This window comes from Streptomyces sp. NPDC042371 (assembly GCF_056437465.1).
On record NZ_JBWKAP010000011.1, the window covers coordinates 45,726 to 69,887 of the forward strand.

Annotated in this window: 25 protein-coding genes; 12 read left to right on the plus strand and 13 right to left on the minus strand. The window is 72.2% G+C overall.

The window, feature by feature from the left end; genetic code table 11:
• Nucleotides 1-32: 32 nt before the first annotated feature.
• Complete coding sequence (locus AC068B_RS30395) at nt 33-575, plus strand: NUDIX hydrolase (protein WP_468568954.1); 543 nt, start codon at nt 33-35, stop codon at nt 573-575.
• Here AC068B_RS30395 and AC068B_RS30400 read toward each other — a convergent pair whose 3' ends face one another.
• Nucleotides 576-833: a hypothetical protein gene (locus AC068B_RS30400; RefSeq protein ID WP_055564137.1), complete on the minus strand. Its 258-nt coding sequence runs from the start codon at nt 831-833 to the stop codon at nt 576-578.
• A gap of 244 nt (nt 834-1,077) precedes the next feature.
• The gene (locus AC068B_RS30405) at nt 1,078-1,938 is read right to left on the minus strand and encodes a 3-hydroxybutyryl-CoA dehydrogenase (RefSeq protein WP_356258434.1); all 861 of its coding nucleotides are present in this window, start codon (nt 1,936-1,938) and stop codon (nt 1,078-1,080) included.
• Between the two features lie 180 nt (nt 1,939-2,118).
• On the opposite strand from AC068B_RS30405, the gene AC068B_RS30410 reads away from it, so the two are divergent.
• On the plus strand, nt 2,119-3,351 hold the full coding sequence (locus AC068B_RS30410) for a glycoside hydrolase family 10-like protein (RefSeq protein WP_478674789.1): 1,233 nt from the start codon (nt 2,119-2,121) through the stop codon (nt 3,349-3,351).
• Nucleotides 3,352-3,376: 25 nt separating this feature from the next.
• On the opposite strand, the gene AC068B_RS30415 is transcribed toward AC068B_RS30410, so the two are convergent.
• Together AC068B_RS30415 and AC068B_RS30420 are read right to left on the minus strand one after the other, a co-directional pair.
• Nucleotides 3,377-3,571 carry a DUF1918 domain-containing protein gene (locus AC068B_RS30415; protein WP_468568960.1) on the minus strand — a complete coding sequence of 65 codons (195 nt, stop codon included), beginning with the start codon at nt 3,569-3,571 and terminating at the stop codon, nt 3,377-3,379.
• Between the two features lie 95 nt (nt 3,572-3,666).
• Nucleotides 3,667-4,611, minus strand: coding sequence for a DMT family transporter (locus AC068B_RS30420; RefSeq protein ID WP_478674790.1), 945 nt, complete (start codon nt 4,609-4,611; stop codon nt 3,667-3,669).
• Here AC068B_RS30420 and AC068B_RS30425 point away from each other — a divergent pair.
• The 3 genes from AC068B_RS30425 to AC068B_RS30435 all read left to right on the plus strand — a co-directional run bounded on the left by AC068B_RS30425 (nt 4,610) and on the right by AC068B_RS30435 (nt 7,237).
• Nucleotides 4,610-6,046, plus strand: coding sequence for an aminotransferase-like domain-containing protein (locus AC068B_RS30425; RefSeq protein ID WP_478674791.1), 1,437 nt, complete (start codon nt 4,610-4,612; stop codon nt 6,044-6,046). The genes AC068B_RS30420 and AC068B_RS30425 overlap by 2 nt on opposite strands.
• Before the next feature lie 94 nt (nt 6,047-6,140).
• On the plus strand, nt 6,141-6,578 hold the full coding sequence (locus tag AC068B_RS30430) for a GNAT family N-acetyltransferase (protein ID WP_478674792.1): 438 nt from the start codon (nt 6,141-6,143) through the stop codon (nt 6,576-6,578).
• 74 nt (nt 6,579-6,652) lie between these two features.
• On the plus strand, nt 6,653-7,237 hold the full coding sequence (locus AC068B_RS30435) for a histidine phosphatase family protein (protein ID WP_478674793.1): 585 nt from the start codon (nt 6,653-6,655) through the stop codon (nt 7,235-7,237).
• Here the strand turns inward: AC068B_RS30435 and AC068B_RS30440 are convergent.
• On the minus strand, nt 7,179-7,685 hold the full coding sequence (locus AC068B_RS30440) for a DUF6314 family protein (RefSeq protein WP_478674794.1): 507 nt from the start codon (nt 7,683-7,685) through the stop codon (nt 7,179-7,181). The genes AC068B_RS30435 and AC068B_RS30440 overlap by 59 nt on opposite strands.
• Before the next feature lie 52 nt (nt 7,686-7,737).
• Nucleotides 7,738-8,727, minus strand: coding sequence for an aldo/keto reductase (locus tag AC068B_RS30445; protein WP_478674795.1), 990 nt, complete (start codon nt 8,725-8,727; stop codon nt 7,738-7,740).
• A 257-nt stretch (nt 8,728-8,984) separates the two neighbouring features.
• Between AC068B_RS30445 and AC068B_RS30450 the strand changes: the two genes are divergently transcribed.
• Both AC068B_RS30450 and AC068B_RS30455 read left to right on the plus strand, forming a co-directional pair.
• Nucleotides 8,985-10,505, plus strand: a complete 1,521-nt coding sequence (locus AC068B_RS30450; protein WP_478674796.1) for an alpha/beta hydrolase — start codon at nt 8,985-8,987, stop codon at nt 10,503-10,505.
• Nucleotides 10,502-11,728 carry a serine hydrolase domain-containing protein gene (locus AC068B_RS30455; RefSeq protein WP_478674797.1) on the plus strand — a complete coding sequence of 409 codons (1,227 nt, stop codon included), beginning with the start codon at nt 10,502-10,504 and terminating at the stop codon, nt 11,726-11,728. Before AC068B_RS30450 ends, AC068B_RS30455 begins: the two co-directional genes overlap by 4 nt.
• Here AC068B_RS30455 and AC068B_RS30460 read toward each other — a convergent pair.
• Nucleotides 11,634-13,175, minus strand: coding sequence for an MFS transporter (locus tag AC068B_RS30460; RefSeq protein WP_478674798.1), 1,542 nt, complete (start codon nt 13,173-13,175; stop codon nt 11,634-11,636). The genes AC068B_RS30455 and AC068B_RS30460 overlap by 95 nt on opposite strands.
• Nucleotides 13,172-13,783, minus strand: a complete 612-nt coding sequence (locus AC068B_RS30465) for a TetR/AcrR family transcriptional regulator (protein WP_478674799.1) — start codon at nt 13,781-13,783, stop codon at nt 13,172-13,174. Before AC068B_RS30465 ends, AC068B_RS30460 begins: the two co-directional genes overlap by 4 nt.
• Nucleotides 13,784-13,910: 127 nt before the next feature.
• On the opposite strand from AC068B_RS30465, the gene AC068B_RS30470 reads away from it, so the two are divergent.
• On the plus strand, nt 13,911-16,130 hold the full coding sequence (locus AC068B_RS30470; RefSeq protein WP_478674800.1) for an NADP-dependent isocitrate dehydrogenase: 2,220 nt from the start codon (nt 13,911-13,913) through the stop codon (nt 16,128-16,130).
• Between the two features lie 82 nt (nt 16,131-16,212).
• Here the strand turns inward: AC068B_RS30470 and AC068B_RS30475 are convergent, their stop codons facing one another.
• Both AC068B_RS30475 and AC068B_RS30480 read right to left on the minus strand, forming a co-directional pair.
• Nucleotides 16,213-16,812, minus strand: a complete 600-nt coding sequence (locus tag AC068B_RS30475; protein WP_478674801.1) for an ABC transporter permease — start codon at nt 16,810-16,812, stop codon at nt 16,213-16,215.
• A gap of 98 nt (nt 16,813-16,910) precedes the next feature.
• Nucleotides 16,911-17,732 carry a LysR substrate-binding domain-containing protein gene (locus tag AC068B_RS30480; RefSeq protein ID WP_478674802.1) on the minus strand — a complete coding sequence of 274 codons (822 nt, stop codon included), beginning with the start codon at nt 17,730-17,732 and terminating at the stop codon, nt 16,911-16,913.
• Between the two features lie 57 nt (nt 17,733-17,789).
• On the opposite strand from AC068B_RS30480, the gene AC068B_RS30485 reads away from it, so the two are divergent.
• The 3 genes from AC068B_RS30485 (at nt 17,790) to AC068B_RS30495 (ending at nt 20,462) form a co-directional block, all read left to right on the plus strand.
• The gene (locus AC068B_RS30485; protein WP_356258482.1) at nt 17,790-18,206 is read left to right on the plus strand and encodes a DUF5997 family protein; all 417 of its coding nucleotides are present in this window, start codon (nt 17,790-17,792) and stop codon (nt 18,204-18,206) included.
• Between the two features lie 183 nt (nt 18,207-18,389).
• On the plus strand, nt 18,390-19,115 hold the full coding sequence (locus AC068B_RS30490; RefSeq protein WP_478674953.1) for an alpha/beta fold hydrolase: 726 nt from the start codon (nt 18,390-18,392) through the stop codon (nt 19,113-19,115).
• Between the two features lie 72 nt (nt 19,116-19,187).
• Complete coding sequence (locus AC068B_RS30495; protein ID WP_478674803.1) at nt 19,188-20,462, plus strand: low temperature requirement protein A; 1,275 nt, start codon at nt 19,188-19,190, stop codon at nt 20,460-20,462.
• A gap of 22 nt (nt 20,463-20,484) precedes the next feature.
• Here AC068B_RS30495 and AC068B_RS30500 read toward each other — a convergent pair whose 3' ends face one another.
• Nucleotides 20,485-21,408: an RNA polymerase sigma-70 factor gene (locus AC068B_RS30500; RefSeq protein ID WP_478674804.1), complete on the minus strand. Its 924-nt coding sequence runs from the start codon at nt 21,406-21,408 to the stop codon at nt 20,485-20,487.
• Nucleotides 21,409-21,439: 31 nt separating this feature from the next.
• A complete protein-coding gene (locus AC068B_RS30505) occupies nt 21,440-21,913 on the minus strand; it encodes a carboxymuconolactone decarboxylase family protein (protein ID WP_478674805.1) in 474 nt (157 codons plus the stop codon).
• A gap of 160 nt (nt 21,914-22,073) precedes the next feature.
• Between AC068B_RS30505 and AC068B_RS30510 the strand changes: the two genes are divergently transcribed.
• Nucleotides 22,074-23,123 carry an aldo/keto reductase gene (locus tag AC068B_RS30510; RefSeq protein ID WP_478674806.1) on the plus strand — a complete coding sequence of 350 codons (1,050 nt, stop codon included), beginning with the start codon at nt 22,074-22,076 and terminating at the stop codon, nt 23,121-23,123.
• A 20-nt stretch (nt 23,124-23,143) separates the two neighbouring features.
• On the opposite strand, the gene AC068B_RS30515 is transcribed toward AC068B_RS30510, so the two are convergent.
• A complete protein-coding gene (locus AC068B_RS30515; RefSeq protein WP_478674807.1) occupies nt 23,144-24,142 on the minus strand; it encodes a hypothetical protein in 999 nt (332 codons plus the stop codon).
• Nucleotides 24,143-24,162 lie beyond the last annotated feature (20 nt).

The following is a 24,162-nucleotide window of genomic DNA, read 5'->3' on the forward strand; positions in this document are numbered from 1 at the left end:
TTGCCATCTACCAGTCGGAAGGTGGCAGAACCGTGCAGTGGACGAAACAGAGCGAACAAACTGTGTATGGAAACCGATGGTTCACGGTCAATCTCGCAGATGTCGAGCTGCCCGACGGCCGGCATCTGGACCACTTCCTGATAAGGCTGCGGCCCGTCGCCGTGGCCACCGTCGTCAACGACGCCAACGAAGTGCTCCTGCTGTGGCGGCACCGCTTCATCACCGACAGCTGGGGCTGGGAACTCGCGGCAGGCGTCGTCGAGGACGGCGAGGACATCGCGTACGCCGCGGCACGCGAAATGGAGGAGGAGACCGGGTGGCGACCGGGCCCGCTGCGGCACCTCATGAGCGTCGAGCCGTCCAACGGGCTCACTGACGCCAGGCACCACATCTACTGGTCCGACGAAGGGACGTACATCGGTGATCCCGAAGACGACTTCGAGTCGGACCGCCGCGAGTGGGTCCCGCTCAAACTGGTTCCCGACATGGTGGCCCGTGGGGAGGTCCCGGCCGCCAACATGGCCGCGGCGCTCCTCCTCCTGCACCATCTGCGCCTCGGTCAGGACGCGCACTGACTAATGGCCGATGGCCTGCCAGACCGCTACGGCGATGGCCGCGACCGCCGCGAGCGCGACGATCGTGGGCAGGGGCCAGCGGGTGTTCTCCAGCGCGGCGACCCGGGCCTCCATGGTCTCCACGTTCTTGGCGGTCTGTTCGTCGTGCTGACTGAGCAACGCCAGCCGTCCGTCGACGCGGGCAAGACCCACATCCAGGCTACGGCGTAACTCAGCGAGTTCTTCCGGGACCACGGCACTCTCGCCGTCGATGGTCACGAGTCCACTCCTCTCTGTAGTGGCGCGTCCCCCCTTCATCCGCACAGAAAGTGAACTCGCGTGGCGGGCAGGGCGGGAGCGTGTGCGATGGGCATATGCGAGCCCGCTGCGCACACCCTGTGTGAACGCCACGGGCCCGGCACTCGGATGAGTGCCGGGCCCGTCGGGTACAGAGCGTGTTCGTACGGGGAGTGAGCCCCGCGTACGTCGTCAGGCGTACGTGATGCGTCAGGCGTACGTGTCGTCAGGCGTACGTGTAGAAGCCCGAGCCGGACTTCCGGCCGAGGCGGCCCGCGTCCACCATCCGCTGCAGCAGCGGGGGAGCGGCGTACAGCGGCTCCTTGTACTCGGCGTACATGGAGTCGGCGACCGAGGCGACCGTGTCCAGGCCGATCAGGTCGGCGAGCTTGAGCGGCCCCATCGGGTGGGCGCAGCCCATCTCCATGCCGTTGTCGATGTCCTCGCGGCTCGCGATGCCCGACTCGAACATCCGGATGGCCGAGAGCAGATACGGAATGAGCAGCGCGTTCACCACGAAGCCCGAGCGGTCCTGGGCGCGGATCGCGTGCTTGCCGAGGATCTTCTCGACGACGGCCTGGGCCCGGCTGATGGTGCCCTCGGACGTGGTCAGCGCGGGGATCAGCTCGACGAGCTGCTGCACCGGCGCCGGGTTGAAGAAGTGGATGCCGATGACCTGGTCGGGACGCGAGGTCGCGACGGCCAGCTTCACCAGCGGGATGGAGGAGGTGTTGGAGGCGAGGATCGCGTCCTGCCGGGTCACCACCTGGTCGAGCACCTGGAAGATCTCGGTCTTGACCTGCTCGTTCTCCACCACGGCCTCGATGACCAGGTCACGGTCGGCGAACTCGCCGAGGTCCGTGGTGAAGCTGAGGCGGGCCAGCGTCTCGTCGCGCTCCTCCTCGGAGATCTTGCCGCGCTCGGCCGCCTTGGAGAGGGAGTTGTACAGCCGCGTACGGCCGATTTCCAGGGCTTCGCCGGTGGTCTCCGCGACCTTCACGTCCAGTCCGGAGCGGGCGCAGACCTCTGCGATTCCGGCGCCCATCTGGCCACAGCCCACCACTCCGACGCGTGCGATATCGGTCATGGAGTCGGTCACCTCGTGCCTTTCGCTGATCAACGGGGCAGGCAGGTCCCCCGTACGGTCTCGGTCCTGCCTCGGCCGTGAACGTTACTCCGCAATGAGGGGGCCATGACGGGCCGGGTCGGGCATGCTGAGCGCACCGGCAAGGGGTGTCGGTGCACAGCGAGCTCAGGGGGCATGCAGATGAGGCGTATGTCACGTCGGGGTTTCTCCTTGGTGGCCGCCGCGACGGTGGCCGGTCTGGCCACGACGGGGGACGCGGTCGCCGCGTCCCGTCGGCCGAAGAAGGGCCGCGAACTGCGCGGCATGTGGCTGGCGAGCGTCGTCAACCGTGACTGGCCGTCCAAGCCGGGGCTCCCGGCGGCACAGCAGCGCAGCGAGTTGCTGGCCCATCTGGACTCGGCCGTGAACCGCAGACTCAACGCGGTGGTCTTCCAGGTGAGGCCCACCGCCGACGCGCTGTGGCCCTCGCCGTACGAGCCGTGGTCGGAGTACCTGACCGGTGTGCAGGGCAAGGACCCGGGCTGGGACCCGCTGGGCACCGCCGTGCACGAGGCGCACCGCAGGGGCCTGGAGCTGCACGCGTGGTTCAACCCCTTCCGGATCGCCAACCACACGGATCCGTCCCGCCTGGTGGCCACGCACCCCGCGCGGGTGCACCCCGACTGGGTCGTGCCGTACGGCGGGAAGCTCTACTACAACCCGGGCCTGCCCGCGGTGCGGCGCTTCGTGCAGGACGCGATGCTCGACGCCGTGCGCCGCTACCCGATCGACGCGGTGCACTGGGACGACTACTTCTACCCGTATCCCGTCGCGGGCCAGGTCTTCGACGACGACGACGCCTTCGAGCGGTACGGCGGCGGCTTCCCGGACCGGGCCTCGTGGCGGCGGGACAACATCGACCGGCTGGTGCGCGAGATGGCCCGGCGGGTGAAGAAGGCGCGGACGCGGACCCAGTTCGGGGTCAGCCCCTTCGCGGTCTGGCGCAACATCGCCACCGATCCGACCGGCTCGGACACCCGGGCGGGCGTGCAGACCTACGACGACCTTTACGCGGACACCCGCGGCTGGGTGAAGAAGGGCTGGATCGACTACATCGTCCCGCAGGTGTACTGGAACATCGGCTTCCCCGCCGCGGACTACGCGAAGCTCATCCCGTGGTGGAACGACGTCGTGCGCGGCACGGGCGTGCGCCTGTACATCGGCGAGGCCCTGTACAAGGCGGGCGATCCGGCGCAGCCCGCGGCCTGGCAGGACCCGGCGGAGCTGTCCCGCCACCTCACGTACGCCGAGAGCTTCCCCGAGGTGCGGGGGCACGTCTACTTCTCGGCGAAGGAGGTCGGCGTCGACAAGATCGGCGCGATGGCGCGGGTGGTCGCCGACCACTATCAGGAGCCCGCGAAGCCGCCGCGCTGACAGCCTGGGTCATAACCCCGGTGGGTCAGGAGGCCGGGTCCTGATGCCGTACGACGGTGTCGGGGCCCGGTGACATCACGGTCTCGTGGCCGTCCTCGAAGCGGACGCGGTACGGCGGACCGCCGTCCGGGCCCAGTACCTCGACGACTTGCGCGATCCGGTCGTGCTGCCCGACGATCCTGCCGTGCACCACCAGCTCGTCGCCTACGGTTGCACGCATCTGGAGTGCCCCCTCGTCCCGCTCTTCGGTCGCGATCCGTGGCCGCAAGTGTACGACGGGTGGCGGGAGTTGGGACCTGCCGGGCGGGCGGCGCGTCAGCCGCGGGACCGTTGGGTGACCGCGATGCAGACGAGGACGGCGGCCGCGGTGAGCGGTGCGGCGACGGTGAGGTGCTCGCCGAGCAGGAACACCGACCACACGAGCGTCAGGAGCGGCTGGGCGAGCTGGAGCTGGCTGGCCTTGGGGATGCCGATCGCCGCCATGCCCCGGTACCAGACGACCAGGCCGAGGAACTGCGAGCCGATCGCCGCGTACAGCAGGCCCGCCGTGCTGTGCCCGGTGAGCTGGAAGGGTTCGTGGGGCAGGGCCACCGCCGCGCCCGCGATGTTGAGCGGCAGGAAGAGGACCAGCGCCCAGCCGATGACCTGCCAGCCGGGCATCTCGCGGGCGAGGCGGCCGCCCTCGGTGTAACCGGCCGCGCAGATCAGCAGCGCGCCGAAGAGATAGAGGTCGGCGGTGGACAGGGCGCCGCCGCTCTGCTGCACGGTGAACGCGATGACCGCCGCGGCTCCGGCGAGCGCCGCCGCCCAGAACGTGCGCGAGGGGCGCGCGCCGGTGCGCAGCACCGAGAAGACGGCGGTCGTGAGGGGGAGCAGACCGACGACCACGGCCGCGTGCGCGGTGGTGGAGGTCTGCAGCGCGAGCGTGGTGAGCAGCGGGAAGCCGACGACGACACCGGCGCCGACCACCGCGAGTCCCGCCCAGTGGCGGCGGTCGGGGACCGCGATGCGCAGCACGAGCAGACAGCCGCCCGCGACGAGCGCGCTGAGCACGCCCCGCAGGGTCACGAAGCTCCAGGGGCCGATGCCTTCGAGGCCCCATGCGGTGGAGGGGAAGGTGAGGGAGAAGGCGATGACACCGAGGGCGGCCATCAGCGTGCCGCTGCGGGGCGTGCCTGCGGGGGCCGGTGCCGGGGCCACGGTGCCGGGGGCGGGGACCGCTATCCGGGTCGGGCGAGTAGCGCTATCCTGTGCTGTCATGCATGACAGTAGCAGTGTGGGAGACCTGGCGAAACAGCTGCGGAATGAGCTGGACCGCTACTCTCCTGGCGGAAAGCTGCCGTCCAGCCGGGCGATCGTGGAGCGGTTCAGGGTGAGCCCCGTGACCGTCTCGCGGGCCCTGGCGCAGCTGTCCGCCGAAGGCCTCGTCGTCACCCGCCCTGGCGCGGGTGTCTTCCGTGCGGAGGTGTCGGCGGCCGCCGCGCCCGTCGGGGACACCTCGTGGCAGGAGGTGGCGCTGAGCGCCGACGCCACCACGGAGCTCGTGCCGCGCTCGGTCGACGCCTCCGGAGTCCTGGCCACGCTCGCCGCCCCGCCGTCGGGCGTCATCGAGTTCAACGGCGGCTATCTCGACCCCGCACTGCAGCCCGAGCGCGCGATGGCGGCGGCCCTCGCCCGTGCGGGGCGTCGGCCCGGCGCGTGGGGGCGGCCGCCGGTCGACGGCCTGCCCGAGCTGCGCGAATGGTTCGCGCGGGGGATCGGCGGGGCGATCACGGCCGCCGAGGTGCTGATCACCGCGGGCGGTCAGAGCGCGCTGACGACGGCGCTGCGGGCCCTCGCGCCGCCCGGGGCGCCGGTCCTGGTCGAGTCACCGACGTATCCGGGCATGCTCGCCATCGCGCGGGCGGCGGGGCTGCGGCCGGTGCCCGTGCCCGTCGACACGGACGGGGTGCGCCCCCGGCTCCTGGCGGAGGCCTTCCGGGCCACGGGTGCCCGGGTCTTCGTCTGCCAGCCGCTGTTCCAGAACCCGACCGGCGCCGTGCTGTCCGCCGAGCGACGCCCCGAGGTGCTGCGGATCGCCCGTGAGGCGGGGGCGTTCGTCATCGAGGACGACTTCGTGCGTCGCCTCGTCCACGAGGACGCCGGGCCGCTGCCGCGCCCGCTCTCGTCCGACGACCACGACGGCGTCGTCGTCCACGTCTGCTCGCTCACCAAGGCCACCTCGCCGAGCTTCCGCGTCAGCGCGCTCGCGGCCCGCGGCCCGGTCCTCGAACGGCTGCGCGCCATCCAGGTCGTCGACCACTTCTTCGTGCCGAGGCCCCTCCAGGAGGCGGCACTGGAACTGGTGGGCTCACCGGCCTGGCCGCGCCATCTGCGGGCCGTGGCAGGGGAGTTGAAGGAGCGCAGGGACGCCATGTCGGCGGCGCTGCGGCTGCGGCTGCCGGAGTTCACGGTGCCGCACATCCCCGCGGGCGGCTACCACCTGTGGCCGCGGCTGCCCGACGGCGCCGACGAGTCCGCGTTCGTCTCCGCCGCCCTCCGCGCGGGCGTGGCCGTGGCCCCGGGCCGCCCGTACTTCGCGGCCGAACCTCCGGCCGGACACGTCCGGCTGAGCTTCGCCGCGGTCGCCGGGGTGGGGGAGATCACCGAGGGGGTACGCAGACTGCGGGTGGCCTGCGACGAGGTGCTCGGGTAAGCGGGGGCGGGGGCGGGCGCCCTGCGTATGACCCTCGTCCCACCAGGTGAAATCCGGTCGACTCCGCCGCGCAGCCGCTGCGAGGCTCGTCCCCATGACCGACACTGCCACGCTCCCCGACGGCTACGGGATCTCCACCGACCCCGCCCGCGTCGACGCCGCCCGCGTCCACCACTGGCTCTCCACCGACGCGTACTGGGCGCTCGGACGCACCCGCGAGAAGCACGACGCGGCGATGGCCGGATCGCTCAACTTCGGGGTGTACGACGAGGCTTCGGGCGAGCAGGTCGCGTACGCACGCGTGGTGACCGACCGGGCCACCTTCGCCTGGCTCTGCGATGTGTACGTCTCCCCGGACGTGCGCGGCAAGGGCATCGGCGTCGCGCTCGTCGGCGCGGTCTGCGCACACCTGGAGCCGTTCGGCGTGCGCCGGACACTGCTCGCCACGGGCGACGCCCACGGGGTCTACGAGAAGCTCGGCTTCACGGCCCTGGCGGCCCCCGAGAACTGGATGGCACGCGGCAATCAGTGACCGGCCGTGCGGGGGACCGCCGGGAAGCGCGGAGAAACCTTGACCCCCACCCCCGTGCGCCCCAAGATCACCGCATGCACGCTCACGTCACACTCATCGCCGCCGCCCGGAGCGCCTCCCTGCTCACGGAGCGCTTCGACGACGACCGGCCGCTGGACCGGGCGGGCTGGGACGACGTGCAGCGCGCCGCGCCGGCGCTCCTGCCCCTCGCCGCGGCCGAACTGCGCTACTGCTCGCCCACCCCGCGCAGTCGCGCCACCGGCGACGCCCTGGGCTTCGCGCCGCTCGCCCAACCGGCCCTGCGGGACTGCGACATGGGCCGCTGGCGCGGTCTCACGCTCGCCGAGGTCACGGCCCGCGAACCGGCCGCGGTGGACGCCTGGCTGAGCGACCCGCACTCGGCGCCGCACGGCGGCGAGTCGCTGCTCGCGTTCATCTCGCGCGTCGGCGGCTGGCTCGACACCCGGCCGGTCGGCGACGGCACCCGCGTCATAGCCGTCGCCGAGCCCGCGGTGGTGCGCGCCGCGCTCACCTACGGCCTGAAGGCGCCCCCGTCGACGTACTGGAACATCGACGTACGCCCGCTGTCGACCGTCACCCTCACCGGGCGGGGCGCCCGCTGGAACCTGCGGCTTGAGGCGCGCGGCGGTACTCCGTGACGAGCAGCAGGTCCTTGGCGGGGCCGCCGACCCGCCAGCGGGACCGCCAGTGGTCCGCCCCGACCACCTCGAACTCGCCGCGGTAGAGGTCGTCCACACAGGGGTGGTCCGTCGTCCAGCGGCCCGTGCGCAGGTCCAGGTCGTGGAAGAAGCGGCCGTCGCCGAACTCCACCCGGGCGGTGCCCGCCTCCTCGCCGGGCAGAAAGCGGAGCGTGCGCTCGGCGGGACGCGCCGTGCCGTGCCAGGTGAACGTGCCGGACTCGTGGTGCAGGAGGCCGCCGTTGTCCGGGGCGGGCAGCGGCGAGAAGAGCGTCGTACCGGTGAAGCGGCCCTCGGAGCCGTCCGCGAGATCGCGGACGGTGCGCTCGACGTGCCACTCGCCCGCGAGGTGGGCGAGCACGTCGGGGACGGGGCGGAACGCGAGGTCCGAGGGCAGCGGCACGGTCATGCGTGCAGGCTACTTGTCTTCATGTCTACTTGTTCGGAGCCGGTCGGCAGAGCTACTTGTTCACGGTCGTGAGGCTGCGCTCGTCGTACCGCGTGCCTGCGACCTGGCCCGCGGGCGCCGCCGCGTCGATCGCGGTGAGCTCGTCGGCGGACAGCCGGATCGCGACGGCCCCCAGGTTCTCCGCCAGGTACTTCTCGCGGCGGGTGCCCGGGATGGGCACGACGTCGTCGCCGCGGTGCTGCACCCAGGCGAGCGCGAGCTGCCCCGCGGTGACGCCCTTTTCGGCGGCCAGCGCGTCCAGGGTGTCCACGATGGACAGGTTCTGCTCCAGGTTCCCGGCGGCGAAGCGGGGCTGGGTGCGGCGCACGTCGTCCCGCGGGAGGTCGTCGACCGAGGTGTAGCGGCCGGTGAGGAAGCCGCGCCCGAGCGGCGAGAACGGCACCAGACCGATGCCGAGCTCACGGCAGACCGGCGCGATCTCCGCCTCCAGGTCCCTGGTCCACAGCGACCACTCGCTCTGCAGCGCCGCGATGGGATGCACGGCGTGCGCCCGCCGCAGGGTCCCCGCACCGGCCTCGGAGAGCCCGAGGTGACGCACCTTGCCCGCCGCGACGAGGTCGGCCATCGCGCCGACGGTCTCCTCGATCGGCACGGTCGTGTCCACCCGGTGCTGGTAGTAGAGGTCGATGTGGTCGACGCCGAGGCGGCGCAGCGAGGCGTCGCAGGCCTGTCGTACGTACGCCGCGTCGCCGCGGATGTGCGTGGGCTCGCCGAGCCGGTTGGCGAAGCCGAACTTCGTTGCAACGACGGCCTGTTCGCGGCGCGGGCCCGCCAGCGCGCGGCCGATGAGCTGCTCGTTGTGGCCGCTGCCGTAGAAGTCGGAGGTGTCGAGCAGGGTGACGCCGAGGTCGAGGGCGCGGTGGATCGTCGCGATCGACTGCGCGTCGTCCGACGCGCCGTAGCCGTGGCTCATCCCCATGCACCCGAGGCCCTGCGCGGAGACGGTCAGCGCGCCGAGGCGGCGCGTGGGAAGGCTGGTCATGGTGGTACCTCCTGGGGTGTGCCCGGTGATCGGTCCCGACCCTAGGAGCTGGAGCGGACTCCAGGTCAAGGCGACGGCGGCCGGGGGGCCTGAGGGTGGTACGGGGGTTTTCCCCAGGGCGAGTTGGGCCGGTAGCCCGATGGTCCGGCGGCGCGCACGTTTCTAGCGTGGTGATCGTCTTCCCAACGGCTTTCCACCGACTTCTCAGCGGCTTCCCGCCGCCTTCTCACAGCCTTCCCACCGAACCAAGGAGCACGATGCGCGTCGCGTCAGCAGTCACCGCGGGTCTGGGTCTCGTCGGGATACTCGCGGGCGGCGTGTCCGCCGCGGACCGCCCCGAATCGCCGAAAGAGCCCCGTAATCAGCTCAGTTGGGGCCGCTGCTCCCCGGACCAGAAGGAGCTGAACGAGGCGGGCGCGCAGTGCGCAGAGGTGACCGTGCCCCTCGACCACTCACACCCCGACGGCCGCACGATCAAGATCGCGGTCTCCCGCATCAAGGCGAAGTCGCCGGGCGAGCGGCGCGGCATCCTGCTCTCCAACCCGGGCGGACCTGGCGGCACCGGGCTCGCCAACACCCTCGCCCTGCGGCCCGCGTTGAAGGACGTCGCCGACCGCTACGACCTGATCGGCTTCGACCCCCGCTTCCTCGGCGAGAGCACCCCCATCACCTGCGGCAAGGCCCCGCGGCCCACGCCGCCCGCCGAGACCACCACCCCGCGCCGGGACTTCGAGGACTCGGTGCGGTCCGCGCGCGACACCGCGCGCCGGTGCCAGGAGCACGGCGACAACGCCGCGTTGCTCCCGCACGCCTCGACCAGGAACGTCGCCCGTGACATGGACGCCATCCGGGCGGCGCTCGGCGAGCGCAAGCTCTCGTACTACGGCACCTCGTACGGCGCCGACCTGGGCGCCGTCTACACCCAGCTGTTCCCGCGCCACGCCGACCGGGTCGTCCTGGACTCCTCGACCGACCCGGCGGCCACGCAGTACGAGCTGTTCCAGCGGTCGGGGGCGCCCGCGGAGGCGGCGCTCGACGAGCTCGACGGGAAGGTGCGGTCCGACATCCGCAAGGTGCTGGCGCGGGCCGAGCGGCACCCCATCCCGGTCAAGGGGCAGCGCCTCAACGCCCCGCTGCTGCGCCTGATCTTCAAGCAGCTCGTGCAGCACGAGGAGAACGATCCCCAGCTGGTCAGCGTCGTCTCCGACCTGAAGAGGGCCGCCGCAGGGGAGGAGATCGAGCCGGGCCCCGCGCTCGACGGATTCCTGCAGTTCCTCTCCTCGCCCGAGCTGGCGGACAGTATGACCGGCGGCGCGATCTTCATGTGCGGCGACGGTGGCTGGCCCGCGGGTGGCTGGCCCGAGGACCCGGCGACTTACTGGAAGAACATGCAGCGCAGCCGGGCCACCCAGCCGGTCTTCGGTCCGTACGTCAACGGAATGATCGCCCCGTGCGCGTTCTGGGGCAGCGAGCCGCGCGAACCCGGCACGAAGATCGGCAACTCCGTTCCCCTCCTGATGCTCCAGGCCCGCTACGACAACAACGTCCCGTACGAAGGCGCCCTCGCGCTGCACAAGAAGCTCACCGGATCCCGCCTGATCACGGCGGACATCCGCTCGCACGGCGTGTACGCGCGCGGCAACGAAGGGCTGACCCCGGTCCCGTGCGCCGACCGCGCCGTCAACTCCTACCTGCGCGACGGCAAGCTGCCCGCCGCGGACTTCACCTGCGCGGCGACCGACCCGAAGACCGACCCGAAGACGGAGGCGACCCGATGAGGGAGACCCGAGAGATCAGCAGGCGCACCGGTCTCACGGCGGCCGCCGCGGCCCTGTTCACCGGGGCGGCCGCCGCGCCCTCCCGGGCCTCCGCCGCACCTGCCCGGGCCGGGGGCGCCGGGCCACGGCGCGCCCTCCAGCGCGGCGTCGACGCGATCCTCGCCACCGGGGCGAGCGGCGTCCTCGCCGAGGTGCAGGACGCGCACGGCCGCACCACCGCCCGCGCGGGGGTCGCCGACCGCGACGCCGCCGGAAAGGAGCCGGTGCCGTGGGACGCGTACTACCGCATCGGCAGCGACACGAAGACGTTCACGGCGACCGTCGTCCTCCAGCTCGTCGGCGAGGGAAAGCTGAAGCTCACCGACACCGTCGAGCGCTGGCTGCCCGGCGCGATCCGCGGCCACGGCAACGACGGGCGCCGGATCACCGTCACCAATTTGCTGCGGCAGACCAGTGGCCTCAACGACTACATCACCGCGGAGAGCGGCGACTTCACCCCCGACGCGTACCGGCGCAACCGATTCCGCTCGCAGTCGCCGAAGGAACAGCTCGCGGCGGCCCTCGACCGGCCCCCGCGGTGGCTGCCCGACGCCGACGACCCGGCGGGGGAGCGGCGCTGGGAGTACTCCAACACCAACTACGTCGTCGCCGGGATGCTCGTCGAGGAGGTCACCGGGCACCCCTGGGCCCAGGAGGTCCACGAGCGGATCATCGAACCGCTCGGCCTGCGCGCCACGTTCACGCCCGGCACCTCGCCTTACGTGCCGCGTCCGACGGCCACCGGATACACGTACTTCCCGGAGCGGACCGGCCCCACCGAGACGAGCCTCGGCTTCGGCGGCGGGGCGGACGGCTGTCTCATCTCGACGACGCACGACCACGGCGTCTTCCTGCGCGCGCTGCTCGGCGGCCGACTGCTGCGCCCGGCCCAGCTGGCGGCGATGCGGACGACCGTGCCGGTGCGGGACTGGATCCCGGCCGACGGGGTCCGCTACGGCATGGGCATCGCCTGGCGTCCCGTGGCCGGGCGGAAGGACGGCATCTGGTTCCACGGCGGGACGAGCCTCGGCTGCGTCAGCGAGGCCGGGGTGACCCCGGACGGCGCGACGGCGGTGACCAGCGCGGCCTTCACGCTGCGCCTCGACGACGCCGAGGCGAACGAGAGGCAGGCGCGGGCGACGCTGCGGATGGTGGACGCGGCGCTGCGTCCGCATTCCGGGTGAGTGCGGGCGCCGGGCCGGGGGACGGCGCGGTCCGGCGCGGGAGTCGCGTCGCCGCCAGCGCGCCGAGTGCCGCCACCGCGGCCAGCGCCGTCAGCGTCGGGGGCATCGCCGCGAGGAACTCCACTTCGGGCCACTGGGACCGGCCGTCCGCCGGGCCCGGAGCGGGGGAGGCGAACGTGGTCATCAGGGTGGTCGCCGCGGCGATGCCCACCGTGGGGCCCACGTTCATCGCCGTCTGCTGGAGGCCGCCTGCCACCCCGGCGTCGGCCACCGGCGCATGGCGCACGACGACGGCCGTCGCGGCGACCATCACCGTCCCGAACCCCGCCCCGACCAGCAGGAACCCGACGCCGGTCGCCACCGGGCCCGACGCCGCGTCCAGCCGGGACAGCGCGAGTACGCCGAGGGTGAGCACCGCCATCGCCGCCGTGATCGTCCGCCGCGGCCCCTGCCGCCGCAGCACCACGGCCGACAGCGGCGCGCTCACCACCATCAGCACGGCGAGCGGCAGCGCCCTCAGCGCGCTGGCCAGCGGGTCGAGGTCCAGCACGTCCTGGAGGAAGTACGTGGCGACGAAGAGCGCCCCGAACATCGCCGCGGACGCCGCGACGAGGATGCCGAGCGCGGGGCCGACCCCGGCCGAGCGGAGCAGCCGGGGCGGCACCAGGGGGCTCGTGGCACGCCGCTCGTGGCGTACGAAGGCGATGCCCGCGACGGCCGCCGCCGAGAGACCCGCCACGGCCGTCGGCGTCCAGCCGTGCTCCGGGACGGTGACGAGGGTGTGCACGAGGCAGGCCAGCGTCACCGCGAGCAGCCCGGCGCCCGGCAGGTCGAGGCCGGGCGCCGGGGCCTTCGGGCGGGCCGCCGGAACGCGCACCACCAGCGCCAGTACGCCGATCACGAGCGCGGGCACCACGCTGAGGAAGAACACCGAGCGCCAGCCCAGCTGCGTGGCGAGCGCACCGCCGACGAGCGGACCGGTGGCCGCCGAGAGGCCGATCGCGCTCATCCGCAGGGCGATCGGCATCCCGAGCCGGTCCGGCGGGAACGCGGCCCGCAGCATCCCGAGCGTCGCGGGCTGCAGCAGCGCCCCGAAGACGCCCTGGGCCACTCGCAGCGCGATCACCCAGCCGACGCCGGGCGCGAGGCCGACCCCCGCCGACGCGGCCGCGAAGCCGAGCGTCCCGACGGCGAAGAGCCGCCGGTGCCCGTACCGGTCGCCGAGCCGCCCCGCGAAGACGAGCAGGCTCGCCACGGCGATCAGATAGCCGGTGCTCGTCCACTGCACCTGTGCGAAGGAGGCGTCCAGATCGCGTTGCAGGGCGGGCTGGACGACGGTCAGCGCGGTGCCGTCGAGCGCGACGACCATGGCGCCGACGACGCTGCAGGCGAGGGTGAGGTTCCGCTGCAGGCTCTGCGGAGGGTTCCGCCGTATCGCCGGGTTCATGAAGCCTCCGGTCCGAGGTGTGCTGCAAGCGCCGCGTCGAGCAGCGCGTCCACGTCGTCCGCGCCCGTCGCGAGGCGCAGGCTGCCCCACCCCCACAGCTGCGCGATGCCGTGCAGGTTCGCCCACAGGGCGCCCGCGAGGACCCGCGCCCCCGCGCCGGAACCGGGACGGGCCTCGGCGACCAGTCCTGCCAGGACGTCGAAGAGCGGCAGGCTGGTCTCCCGCAGGCCGAGCTGATTGCTCTCCAGGAGGTCGTGCCGGAACATCAGCTCGAACATCCCGCGGTGCGCCACCGCGAAGTCGAGGTAGGCGCGGCTCAGCGCCCTGAGCTGCGTACGAGCGTCCGTAGCCGCGTCGGCCCCGGCGCCCTCCCCGTGACCGTCGCCCACCGCCTTCGCCGTCTCGGCGGCCAGCTCCGCGAAGCCCCGCCGCGCGATGGCGGAGAGCAGCGACACATGCGTGGGGAAGTGGCGCCGGGGCGCCCCGTGCGAGACGCCCGCCCTGCGCGCGATCTCCCGCAGGGTCAGCGCCTGCACCCCCTGCGTCGCCACGAGTTCGACGCCCACGTCCACCAGCCGGGCCCGCAGCCCGGCGTCCAGTTCGGTCATAGACACTGTCTACTACATCGCGTAGACAGTGTCTACGAAGAACGGACCGGAAGGCACTGTCCGTAAGGGGGTGGGTAGGAGATATCTTGATGTCGAGCAATGTTGCAGACGCGGAGCGGAGCACCCGGTGACTGACTCGACCATCATCTACACCCACACTGACGAGGCCCCGGCCCTGGCGACCCATTCGTTCTTGCCGGTGGTCCAGGCCTACGCCTCGACGGCCGGTGTCGGCGTGGAGACCCGCGACATCTCGCTCGCGGGGCGCATCATCGCGAGCTTCCCGGAGCGTCTGGAGGAGAGCCAGCGCATCTCCGACGCCCTCGCCGAGCTCGGCGAGCTGGCCAAGACGCCCGGGGCCAACATCATCAAGCTGCCCAACATCTCGGCCTCGATCCCGCAGCTCAAGGCCGCGGTCGCCGAGCTGCAGGGCCAGGGCTACGCGCTCCCCGACTACCCGGACGACCCGAAGACCGACGAGGAGCGCGACATCCGCGCCCGCTACGACAAGGTCAAGGGCAGCGCCGTCAACCCGGTCCTGCGCGAGGGCAACTCCGACCGCCGCGCCCCCGCGTCGGTCAAGAACTACGCCAAGGCGCACCCGCACCGCATGGGCGCCTGGACGGCCGACTCGAAGACGAACGTCGCCACCATGGGCGAGAACGACTTCCGCTCCACCGAGAAGTCCGCGGTGATCGCCGAGGCCGGTTCGCTGCGCATCGAGCTCACCGGTGACGACGGCTCCACCACCGTCCTGCGCGAGTCCGTACCGGTCCTCGCGGGCGAGGTCGTCGACGCCTCCGTCATGCGCGTCGCCGCGCTGCGCGAGTTCCTCAAGGAGCAGGTCGCCCGCGCCAAGGCCGAGGGCATCCTCTTCTCCGTGCACCTCAAGGCCACGATGATGAAGGTCTCCGACCCGATCGTCTTCGGCCACGTGGTCCGCGCCTTCTTCCCGAAGACCTTCGCCGCGTACGGCGACGTCCTCGCCACCGCCGGTCTGACCCCGAACGACGGTCTGGGCGGCATCTTCAAGGGCCTGGAGTCGCTGCCCGAGGGCGCGGAGATCAAGGCGTCCTTCGAGGCCGAGCTTGCCGAGGGCCCGGAGCTGGCCATGGTCGACTCCGACAAGGGCATCTCCAACCTGCACGTCCCGAGCGACGTCATCGTCGACGCCTCCATGCCCGCCATGATCCGCACCTCCGGCCACATGTGGGGCCCGGACGGCGGCGAGCACGACACCCTGGCCGTCCTGCCGGACAGCAGCTACTCCGGCGTCTACCAGGTCGTCCTCGACGACTGCCGCGCCAACGGCGCCTTCGACCCGTCGACGATGGGCTCCGTCCCGAACGTCGGCCTGATGGCGCAGAAGGCCGAGGAGTACGGCAGCCACGACAAGACGTTCGAGGTCCAGACCACGGGCAACGTGCGGGTCGTCGACGCCGCGGGCAACGTCGTCCTGGAGCAGACCGTCGCCGCCGGTGACATCTTCCGCATGTGCCAGACCAAGGACCTGCCGATCCAGGACTGGGTGAAGCTCGCCGTCACCCGTGCCCGCGCCACCGGCAACCCGGCCGTCTTCTGGCTGGACGACACCCGCGCCCACGACGCCGTGCTCATCGGCAAGGTCGAGCAGTACCTCGCCGACCACGACACCGAGGGCCTGGACATCCGGATCATGGCCCCGGTCGAGGCGACCGCGTTCTCCCTGGAGCGCATCCGCCGCGGCGAGGACACGATCTCCGTCACCGGCAACGTCCTGCGTGACTACCTGACCGACCTCTTCCCGATCCTGGAGCTGGGCACCAGCGCCAAGATGCTGTCGGTCGTCCCGCTGATGAACGGCGGCGGCCTCTTCGAGACGGGCGCCGGCGGCTCCGCCCCGAAGCACGTCCAGCAGCTGGTCAAGGAGAACTACCTGCGCTGGGACAGCCTGGGCGAGTTCCTCGCCCTCGCGGTCAGCTTCGAGCACCTCGCCACGAAGACGGGCAACGCGCGCGCCCAGGTGCTCGCCGACACCCTTGACCGCGCCACCGGCTCGTTCCTGAACGAGAACAAGTCGCCGTCGCGTCGCCTCGGCGGCATCGACAACCGCGGCAGCCACTTCTACCTCGCCCTGTACTGGGCGCAGGAGCTGGCCAAGCAGACCGACGACGCGCAGCTCGCCGAGGCCTTCGCGGCCCTCGCCAAGACGCTGGGCGAGCAGGAGCAGACCATCGTCGACGAGCTGATCGCGGTGCAGGGCTCGCCCGCCGACATCGGCGGCTACTACCAGCCGGACGCGGCCAAGGCCACCAAGGTCATGCGCCCGTCCGCGACGTTCAACCAGGCGCTCTCCATCCTGGGCTGACGTTCCCGCAGCGCATCACGAGGGGCCTCCCGCCATTCCGGCGGGAGGCCCCTCCTCGTGTCCGGTGGGTCGTACTGGGCGCTCACACGTCCCGCGCCCGTAGGACGAGCGCGCCGACCAGCAACGCCCCCGCCGCATAGCCGCCGAGCACCCCGATCCCCGCCCACGGCCCGATCGGCAGCCGATCGAGGCCGACGGTCGCCCGGATCGCGAGCCCGGCCGTCGACGGGGTCAGCTCCTCGGCCCGCTCCCGCCAGTCGGGGTCGGCGAGCAGCCCGGACAGCACCGGAAGGCCGTAGAAGAGGGTCAGGGCCGCGGCCGTGCCGAGGCCGACGAGGGCGGCGAGCGCCAGATAGAGGACCGAGCCGAAGGCCGCCCGCAGCGGCGGCCCCTCCAGGAGCCCCGGCACCGCGAACCCGTCGGCGGCAAGGAGCGCACGCCCCGCGAGGAGCGACCCGTACGCCGCGAAGGCGCCCGCCCCCACGGTCAGCGCACCCACCACCACCGCCTTGGCGGCCAGCACCCGCACCCGCCTCGGCTCCGCCGCCAGCGTCGTACGTATGGTTCCCGTGCCGTACTCGCCGCTCATCGCGAGGACCGCGAGGACGACGACGGCGCCCTGCCCCACCCACACCCCCGTCAGGCTGAGCCTGACCGTGTCCTCATGGCACTCGGCGGGCACCGGACAGTCCCGGGGCTGGTGGTGCCGGGGGCGTCGGAGGGGTGAGGGGTGAGGGGTGCCCCCCCCACGGATCGAGGTGTCGCGGGGGAGCGGCCGGGCTACGAGCGGCGGCGGGGCTTGCCGCGCTTGGGCGCGGCGGCGGAACCGCGGCCGCCCTTGCCCGCCGCTCTCCCCGCACCCGTCGGCTTCCCGGACGACCGGCCGCCGCCCTTGCCGGACGCGGCAGGTTTCCGCTTCGCCTGGGCCGCCGCCTTCGCCCTGGCCACGTCCTTGTCCTCGCCCCTTCCACTGCCTTTGGGCGGGGTCTGGGCGCGGCCCCGGGAGCTGTTGACCGTCCGGCCGCGGACGATGCCGATGAAGTCCTCGACCAGATCCGTGGTCTCGGCCTCCGGCCACGACAGGGCCACGCGCGACTCGGGGGCGTCCGTCACCGGACGGTAGGTGAGGTCCTTGCGGTGGTACAGACGGGCGAGCGACTGCGGTACGACGACGAGGCCCACCCCCGCCGCGACCAGCTCGATCGCGTCCTCGGTCGTCGCGGGACGCTCGTACGCGGGCTGTCCGGGCCGCCGCTCCCACTCCAGCGCGTCGTCCATCGGGTGGAACACGACCTCGTCGGCGAGATCATCGAGGGACACCTCGTCGACCGCGGCCACGACGTGGTCCTTGGGGATCACGACGACCGTCGTCTCGGTGTAGAGAGGGATCGCGCTGAGGTCCGTACGGTCGATCGGCAGCCGTACGAATCCGGCGTCCGCGCCACCCGTGCGCAGCACGTCGGGCGCCTCGGCCGCGGCCACGGGGAGGAGGGCCAGCGGGACGTCGGGCAGCCGCTCGTTCCAGATACGCACCCATTTGGCGGGCGTCACACCCGGGACGTAGGCGAGCCGGAACGAAGGGGTTACTTCCGAGCCTGTCACCTCGCCAGGCTACCCGGCGTGGTCGGGAGTAGCGCACACGCTCGATACCCTTGACCCATGACGTCGCACCAGACCACCCAGACCATGAAGCCCGCGACCGCGGCGAAGAAGCTGGGTGTGTACCTCCAGGCCACGCCCGCCGAGTTCCAGGAGGGCGTCGTCTCGCGCAGCGAGCTCAACGCGCTGCAGGCCGATCCGCCCGAGTGGCTCCAGGAGCTGCGCCGCAACGGCCCGCACCCCCGCCCCGTCGTCGCGGCCAAGCTCGGCGTCTCCATCGCGGGCCTCGCGCGCGGCGGAGTGACCGAGGCGCTCACCACGGAGCAGATCGACGCGCTGAAGGAGGAGCAGCCCGGCTGGCTGCGCCAGGAGCGCGCCACGCAGGCCGACGTGCGCAAGGACGCGGTCCGCATCAAGGAGAAGCAGGCGGAGCAGGCCGAGAAGCGCGCGGCTCGCGACGAGGACGCTCGCGGCTGAGCGGGTGTCGGGGCTGATCTTGGGTTGATCGCGGCTGATCAGGGGGGATCCATCGTGGCAACGGACGCGGAAGACGTAACGGACGCGGAAGACGCAACGGACGCGGAAGACGCAACGAGTGCGCCGGGCGCAGCCAGCGCGCCGGATGCGCCGGACGCACCCAACACATCCACCGCACCCCCCATCGTCTTCGTGCACGGCACCCGCTTCAACGCGGGCCAGTGGAGCTCCCAACTCGCCGCGTTCCAGGACGACTTCGCCGTCGCCGCGGTCGACCTGCCCGGCCACGGGGCCCGCTCCGCGCAGCCCTGGAGCCTCGCCGCGGCGACGGAGATCATCAGGTCCGCGGTGGACTCGCTCGGCCGCGGCCCGGCCCTGGTCGTCGGCCACTCCCTCGGCGGATACGCCGCGCTGGAGTTCGCCCGCCACCACCCGGACCGGCTTCGCGGGCTCGTCCTCGCGGGGGCCAGCGCCTCGACCCGGGGCGCGTGGGCCACGCCGTACCGGTGGATCGCCCGCCTCGTCCCCCGCCTGCCCGCCGACCGGCTGGCACGGATGAACGACCGCACGCTCCGGCGGCTCTATCCGCCGGAGGTGGTGGCGGCCACCATCCGCTCCGGCTACGCGTTCCACACCCTGCCGGACGCCTGGGGCGAGGTCATCGGCCGCTTCGACGCGAGCGCGATGCGGCACGTGGCGGCGCCCGTCCTCATCCTGAACGGCGAGAAGGACACCGTCTTCCGGTCCGGCGCGGCGGATTTCGCCCGCGCCCATCCGCAGGCCCGCATCGAACTGATCCCCGGGGCGCGCCACCTCGCGAACTTCGACGAGCCGGACGCCTTCACCTACGCGGTGCGCCGTTTCGCGGGCCGACTGCCGGTCCCGCAGGATCCGGCCGCCCGCACCTGAGAGCACCGAAGCCGACCTCGGCGCGGAACCGCGGAACTGCGGACGCGTCCGTCCTGCGTCATCATGCTGTTCATGAGCGACTCCGCACGCGCGGCCCGGAGGAGCGGCCTCGCGCACCGACTGACGCCGATGAGCGGCCGCGACCCGGAGGAGCACGGCCGGGTCTCCACGCCGCTGGAGCTGCTGTTCGACCTGACCTTCGTGGTCGCGGTGGGCACCGCGTCCTCCCGGTTCGCCGAGATGCTCGCCGAGGGCCACGCCGTGCAGGCGATCACCGCGTTCGCCCTGGCGATGTTCGCGATCAGCGTCGCCTGGATCAGCTTCAGCTGGTTCGCCTCCGCGTTCGGCACCGACGACTGGCTGTACCGGGCGCTGACGATGGTGCAGATGATCGGCGTCGTCATCTTCTCGCTCGGCCTGCCCGCGATGTTCCACTCCCTCGACGAGGGCGGCCACCTCGAACTGCGCGCGATGGTCATCGGCTACGTGGTGATGCGGATCGCGATGGTGCTGCAGTGGTGGCGAGCGGCCCGGAGTTCCCCCGCGTTCCACGACGTGGGGATGGCCAACATCCGGTGGACCGTGATCGCCCAGGTCGGCTGGGTCGTCGTCGGATTCGTACATCTGCCGCTGCCCGCCGTGTTCACGGCCTTCGTCGTGCTCGGAGTCCTGGAACTGGTGCTGCCCGTCCTCACCCAGGGCGGTGCGGGCGGCACGCCCTGGCACCCGCACCACGTCGCGGAGCGGTACGGCCTGTTCGCCATCATCACGCTCGGCGAGGGAGTCGTCGGCACCGTCGCCTCGTCCGGCGGCCTCCTCGGCGGCGCGGACGGGACGTCCTGGACCGGGAACGCGATCGCCGTCGTCGTCGCAGGCGTCGGGCTGACCTTCGGCATGTGGTGGGTGTACTTCGCCACGCCCTTCGGCGACATCCTGGTCCATCGCCGTCGCCGCGGATACCTCTTCGGCTACGGACACATCCCGCTCTTCATGGGCATCGCGGGGGCGGGGGCCGGGCTGCACGTGGCGGGCCTGCGACTGGAGCACCATGCGAAGATCGGCGAGGCCGCCGTCGTGCTCGCCCTGGCCCTGCCCGTCGGCCTCTACCTGCTGATGGTCTACCTGCTGCACACACTGCTGCTGTCCGCGGCGGACCGCTTCCACCTGCTGCTGATCTCCCTCACCCTCGTGGTGCTCGCCGCGGCGGTCCTCCTGTCCCTCGCCGGTGTCGCGATCGCGGTGTGCCTGCTCGTGGTGATGCTCGCCCCGTTCGTCACCGTGATCGGTTACGAGACGGTGGGCCACCGCCACCAGCGGGAGATGCTGGCGGAGCTCGGCACGGGCTGACGCCCGATCCGTCAGAAGGGCCCTAGTCCGGGAGCCGGTGCGGATGCCGCGTCGCGCGGTCGATGGCCCAGATGTCCGCCGTCGGGCCCAGGTGCCGCAGCTTGTCGGGGTTGACCACGAGGCGGATCATCCGGATCCGGCCGTCGGCCACGTCCAGCCCCAGCGTGTGGATGACCTTGCCGTCGCGGTCGCGGAAGACCGCGCCGGGACGGCTGTTGATCTCGTACGTCTCGAACGTCACGCCGATCTCGGCCATCCGCGGGTAGGCCATCGCCAGCACCCGGGTCACCCTGTCCACGCCCGTGAGGGGTTTGGTCAGCTGCGGGCCGTTGCCGCCGCTGTCGCCGATCATCGACACCTCGGCGGCGAGCAGCTCCTGCAGCCCGGCCACGTTGCCCTCGCTGAGCGCGGCGAAGAAGCGCGACGCCAGCTCGTCCCGCTCCTTGCGGACCGCCTCGAACCGGGGCTGTCCGGCCTGCATGTGCCGCCGCGCCCGCACGAGGAGCTGTCGGCAGGCCGCCTCCGACCGCTCCACCGCCGCGGCGACCTCCTCGAACTCGAAGCCGAACACGTCCCGCAGCACGAACACGGCCCGCTCCAGCGGACTGAGCCGCTCCAGCAGGACGAGAGCCGCCATCGACACCGACTCGGCCAGCTCCACCGACCGCGCCGGATCCTGGTACGGATCGTTGAGCAGCGGCTCGGGGAACCACGGCCCCACGTACTGCTCCCGCCGCACCCGCGCCGAACGCAGCACGTCGATCGAGATCCGGGTGACCGCGGCGGACAGATAGGCCTTGGCCGACGTGGGCGAGGCCGTCGAACCGTCATAGCGCAGCCACGTCTCCTGCACCGCGTCCTCCGCCTCGCCCACACCGCCCAGAATGCGATAGGCGATGGAGAACAGCAGCGGCCGCAGCTCCTCGAACTCCTCGACCTTGCTCACATGGCCCCCCGGTCCTCGATGTCCCGCTCGATCAGTGGATCTGCCCCGGCTCGTAATCGCCCGCAGGCTGCCGAGTGATGATGTTGAGCCGGTTCACCATATTCATGAACGCGATGTGGACCACCAGCGCGGTGAGTTGCTCCTCGTCGTAGTGCTTGGCGGCCCGCTCCCACACCGCGTCGTCGACCCCGCCCGCCGCGTCCGCGACCCGGGTGCCCTCCTCGGCCAGTTCGAGCGCGGCACGCTCGGCCTCGGTGAAGACCGTGGCCTCCCGCCACGCGGCCACCAGGTGCAGCCGAACCGGGGTCTCGCCCGCGTGGGCGGCCTCCTTGGTGTGCATGTCGATGCAGCCCGAGCAGCCGTTGATCTGGCTGACGCGGAGCGCCACCAGCTCCTGTGTCACCGACGGCAGGGCCGAGTCCCGCAGGGTCCTGGCCCCCGAGATGAAGTGCTTGATCGCCTTGGCGGCGCCGGGCTGGGCCATGTAGTTCAGCCGTGCGTCCATGGGGTGCTCCTTCGGGTTCGTCCGTCGCTACACCCACGAGACGAGACAGCCCGGCGCCCTGTGACACGGCGGCATGTGACCTGCGTCTCCCCTTGCCCTGGAGTGCACTCCACCTCGTAAGGTCACGGCGTCCAAGTGGGCGAATTCCAAGGAGAGTCGCATGCGCTACCGCGTTCTGGGCGGAACCGGCATCGAGGTCAGCCCCTACTGCCTCGGCACCATGATGTTCGGCCATGTCGGCAACGGCGACCACGACGACTGCGCGCGCATCATCCACGCCGCGTTGGACGAGGGGATCAACTTCGTCGACACCGCCGACATATACTCGGCGGGGGAGTCGGAGACGATCGTCGGCAAGGCGCTGAAGGGCCGCCGCGACGACGTGGTGCTCGCGACCAAGTTCCACTTCCCGATGGGCGAAGGCCCCAACCGCGGCGGCAACTCACGGCGTTGGATCGTCAGGGAGGTCGAGGACAGTCTGCGGCGCCTCGGCACCGACTGGATCGACCTGTACCAGGTGCACCGGCCGGACCGCACGACCGACGTCGAGGAGACGCTCTCCGCCCTGACCGACCTGGTGCGCCAGGGCAAGATCAGGGCGTTCGGCTGCTCCACGTTCCCGGCCGACGAGATCGTCGAGGCGCACCACGTGGCCGACCGGCGCGGTCTCCAGCGGTTCCGCACCGAGCAGCCGCCCTACTCGCTGCTCGCCCGAGGCATCGAGAAGCACGTGCTGCCGGTCGCCCAGCGCCTCGGCATGGGGGTGCTGACGTGGTCCCCGCTGGCCTCCGGCTTCCTGACCGGGCGCTACCGCAAGGGTCAGGACCTCGACCTGAGCAGCGGCCGCCCCACCCTGCACCCGGACCGCTTCGACCCTTCGGCCCCCCGCACCGCCGCGAAACTGGAAGCCGTTGAACAGCTCGTCGCCGTGGCGGAGGAACTGGGCTGCACGCTCCCGGAGTTGGCAACTGCCTTCCCGCTCGCGCACCCGGCCGTCACATCGGTGATCATCGGCCCGCGCACGATGGAGCAACTGCGCGCCACGCTCAAGGGCGCGTCCGTGACCCTGGACGACGCGACCCTCGACCGCCTCGACGAGATCGTCCCACCCGGCACCGACATCTACCCCCCGGACGGCGTCTGGACCCCGCCCGCACTCACCACGCCGTCGCTGCGGCGGCGTGCGGTGGGGGCCAGGTCGGCGGTCTGAGAGGGGCCCGACCCGGCCCCTCAACCAGACTTCGTCATCGACCCCCGTGCCTTGGCACGCGACCGCAGCCGCTCGTGGAGGGCCGCGAAGGCCGTGTACGCGAGGGGGAGGGCCACGGCCGCGGCGGCCAGGATGCCGACGATGACCGGCGCGAGGATCCCGGCGTAGTACGCCGCGAAGAAGTTGCCCGTCGCGTCTTCGAGGAGGGTTCTCACGGCAGGGCGCAGCGGCAGGGCGAGCTGCGTCACCAGGCGGACGAGCCCGGCGGTGAGCGCGGCCAGCGGCAGTGCGAAGGCGAGGACGCGGAGCAGGCCCGCGCGCGACCACGTCAGCGACCAGGAACGGCGCAGGGCCGCGAGGGGGCCGAGGCCATCGGCCGCGGCGGCCGGGGCGAGGGTGAGCGAGAGGCGCAGCAGCGCGGCGACGAACAGGGCGGCCATGGGGGAGGCGTCGACGAGCTCGTAGGGCAACGATCCGCGTTCCAGAGGCAGCGGGGTGTCGAGCTGGGTGCCGGTGAGCCGGTACGCCACGATCGAGGCGAGCAGCGGCAGGGACCACACGATCAGCCCGCGCAGCGCGTACACGGAGAGCACCGCGCGCCGCCGCGAGCGGACCACGGCACGTGACGGGTCCTCCGGCGCGGCCCCTCGGGTCTCCGCCGCGACCGTCCGGGAGCACACGGTCTGCAGGGCCGCGCTGCCGATGCCGAGGAGGAGCAGGAAGAGCGGGAGCGTCCACAGGGTGACCCGCGTCAGGTCGCTGCCGTCGTGCAGGTAGGGGTCCTCCAGGTACTTGTAATAGAGACGTTGGTTCCGCATCTGCGTGAAGACGGGCCAGGCGAGCGCGAATATCGTGGCGGTCAGCAGCAGCCAGGCGAGTCCGGACAGGCCGACGACGCGTGCCGTCGCGCTCGCCAGAGTGCCCTGGTGGCGTCGGAGAACGGCGAACGTGGTGGCGGCGCCGCCGCGTTCCGGGGTGCCGTCCGTCGGTGGCGCCGTGCGGTCGTGCTGTGTGGGCATGGAGCGAGCCTTCTGTACGT

What these genes read in the sequence shown, in the direction of transcription:
- AC068B_RS30405 (WP_356258434.1), bottom strand. Translation starts at nt 1,938, where the DNA reads ATGACCGATATCGCACGCGTCGGAGTGGTGGGCTGTGGCCAGATGGGC.
- AC068B_RS30410 (WP_478674789.1), top strand. Translation starts at nt 2,119, where the DNA reads ATGAGGCGTATGTCACGTCGGGGTTTCTCCTTGGTGGCCGCCGCGACG.
- AC068B_RS30415 (WP_468568960.1), bottom strand. Translation starts at nt 3,571, where the DNA reads ATGCGTGCAACCGTAGGCGACGAGCTGGTGGTGCACGGCAGGATCGTC.
- AC068B_RS30425 (WP_478674791.1), top strand. Translation starts at nt 4,610, where the DNA reads ATGCATGACAGTAGCAGTGTGGGAGACCTGGCGAAACAGCTGCGGAAT.
- AC068B_RS30420 (WP_478674790.1), bottom strand. Translation starts at nt 4,611, where the DNA reads ATGACAGCACAGGATAGCGCTACTCGCCCGACCCGGATAGCGGTCCCC.
- AC068B_RS30430 (WP_478674792.1), top strand. Translation starts at nt 6,141, where the DNA reads ATGACCGACACTGCCACGCTCCCCGACGGCTACGGGATCTCCACCGAC.
- AC068B_RS30435 (WP_478674793.1), top strand. Translation starts at nt 6,653, where the DNA reads ATGCACGCTCACGTCACACTCATCGCCGCCGCCCGGAGCGCCTCCCTG.
- AC068B_RS30440 (WP_478674794.1), bottom strand. Translation starts at nt 7,685, where the DNA reads ATGACCGTGCCGCTGCCCTCGGACCTCGCGTTCCGCCCCGTCCCCGAC.
- AC068B_RS30445 (WP_478674795.1), bottom strand. Translation starts at nt 8,727, where the DNA reads ATGACCAGCCTTCCCACGCGCCGCCTCGGCGCGCTGACCGTCTCCGCG.
- AC068B_RS30450 (WP_478674796.1), top strand. Translation starts at nt 8,985, where the DNA reads ATGCGCGTCGCGTCAGCAGTCACCGCGGGTCTGGGTCTCGTCGGGATA.
- AC068B_RS30455 (WP_478674797.1), top strand. Translation starts at nt 10,502, where the DNA reads ATGAGGGAGACCCGAGAGATCAGCAGGCGCACCGGTCTCACGGCGGCC.
- AC068B_RS30460 (WP_478674798.1), bottom strand. Translation starts at nt 13,175, where the DNA reads ATGAACCCGGCGATACGGCGGAACCCTCCGCAGAGCCTGCAGCGGAAC.
- AC068B_RS30465 (WP_478674799.1), bottom strand. Translation starts at nt 13,783, where the DNA reads ATGACCGAACTGGACGCCGGGCTGCGGGCCCGGCTGGTGGACGTGGGC.
- AC068B_RS30485 (WP_356258482.1), top strand. Translation starts at nt 17,790, where the DNA reads ATGACGTCGCACCAGACCACCCAGACCATGAAGCCCGCGACCGCGGCG.
- AC068B_RS30495 (WP_478674803.1), top strand. Translation starts at nt 19,188, where the DNA reads ATGAGCGACTCCGCACGCGCGGCCCGGAGGAGCGGCCTCGCGCACCGA.
- AC068B_RS30505 (WP_478674805.1), bottom strand. Translation starts at nt 21,913, where the DNA reads ATGGACGCACGGCTGAACTACATGGCCCAGCCCGGCGCCGCCAAGGCG.
- AC068B_RS30510 (WP_478674806.1), top strand. Translation starts at nt 22,074, where the DNA reads ATGCGCTACCGCGTTCTGGGCGGAACCGGCATCGAGGTCAGCCCCTAC.
- AC068B_RS30515 (WP_478674807.1), bottom strand. Translation starts at nt 24,142, where the DNA reads ATGCCCACACAGCACGACCGCACGGCGCCACCGACGGACGGCACCCCG.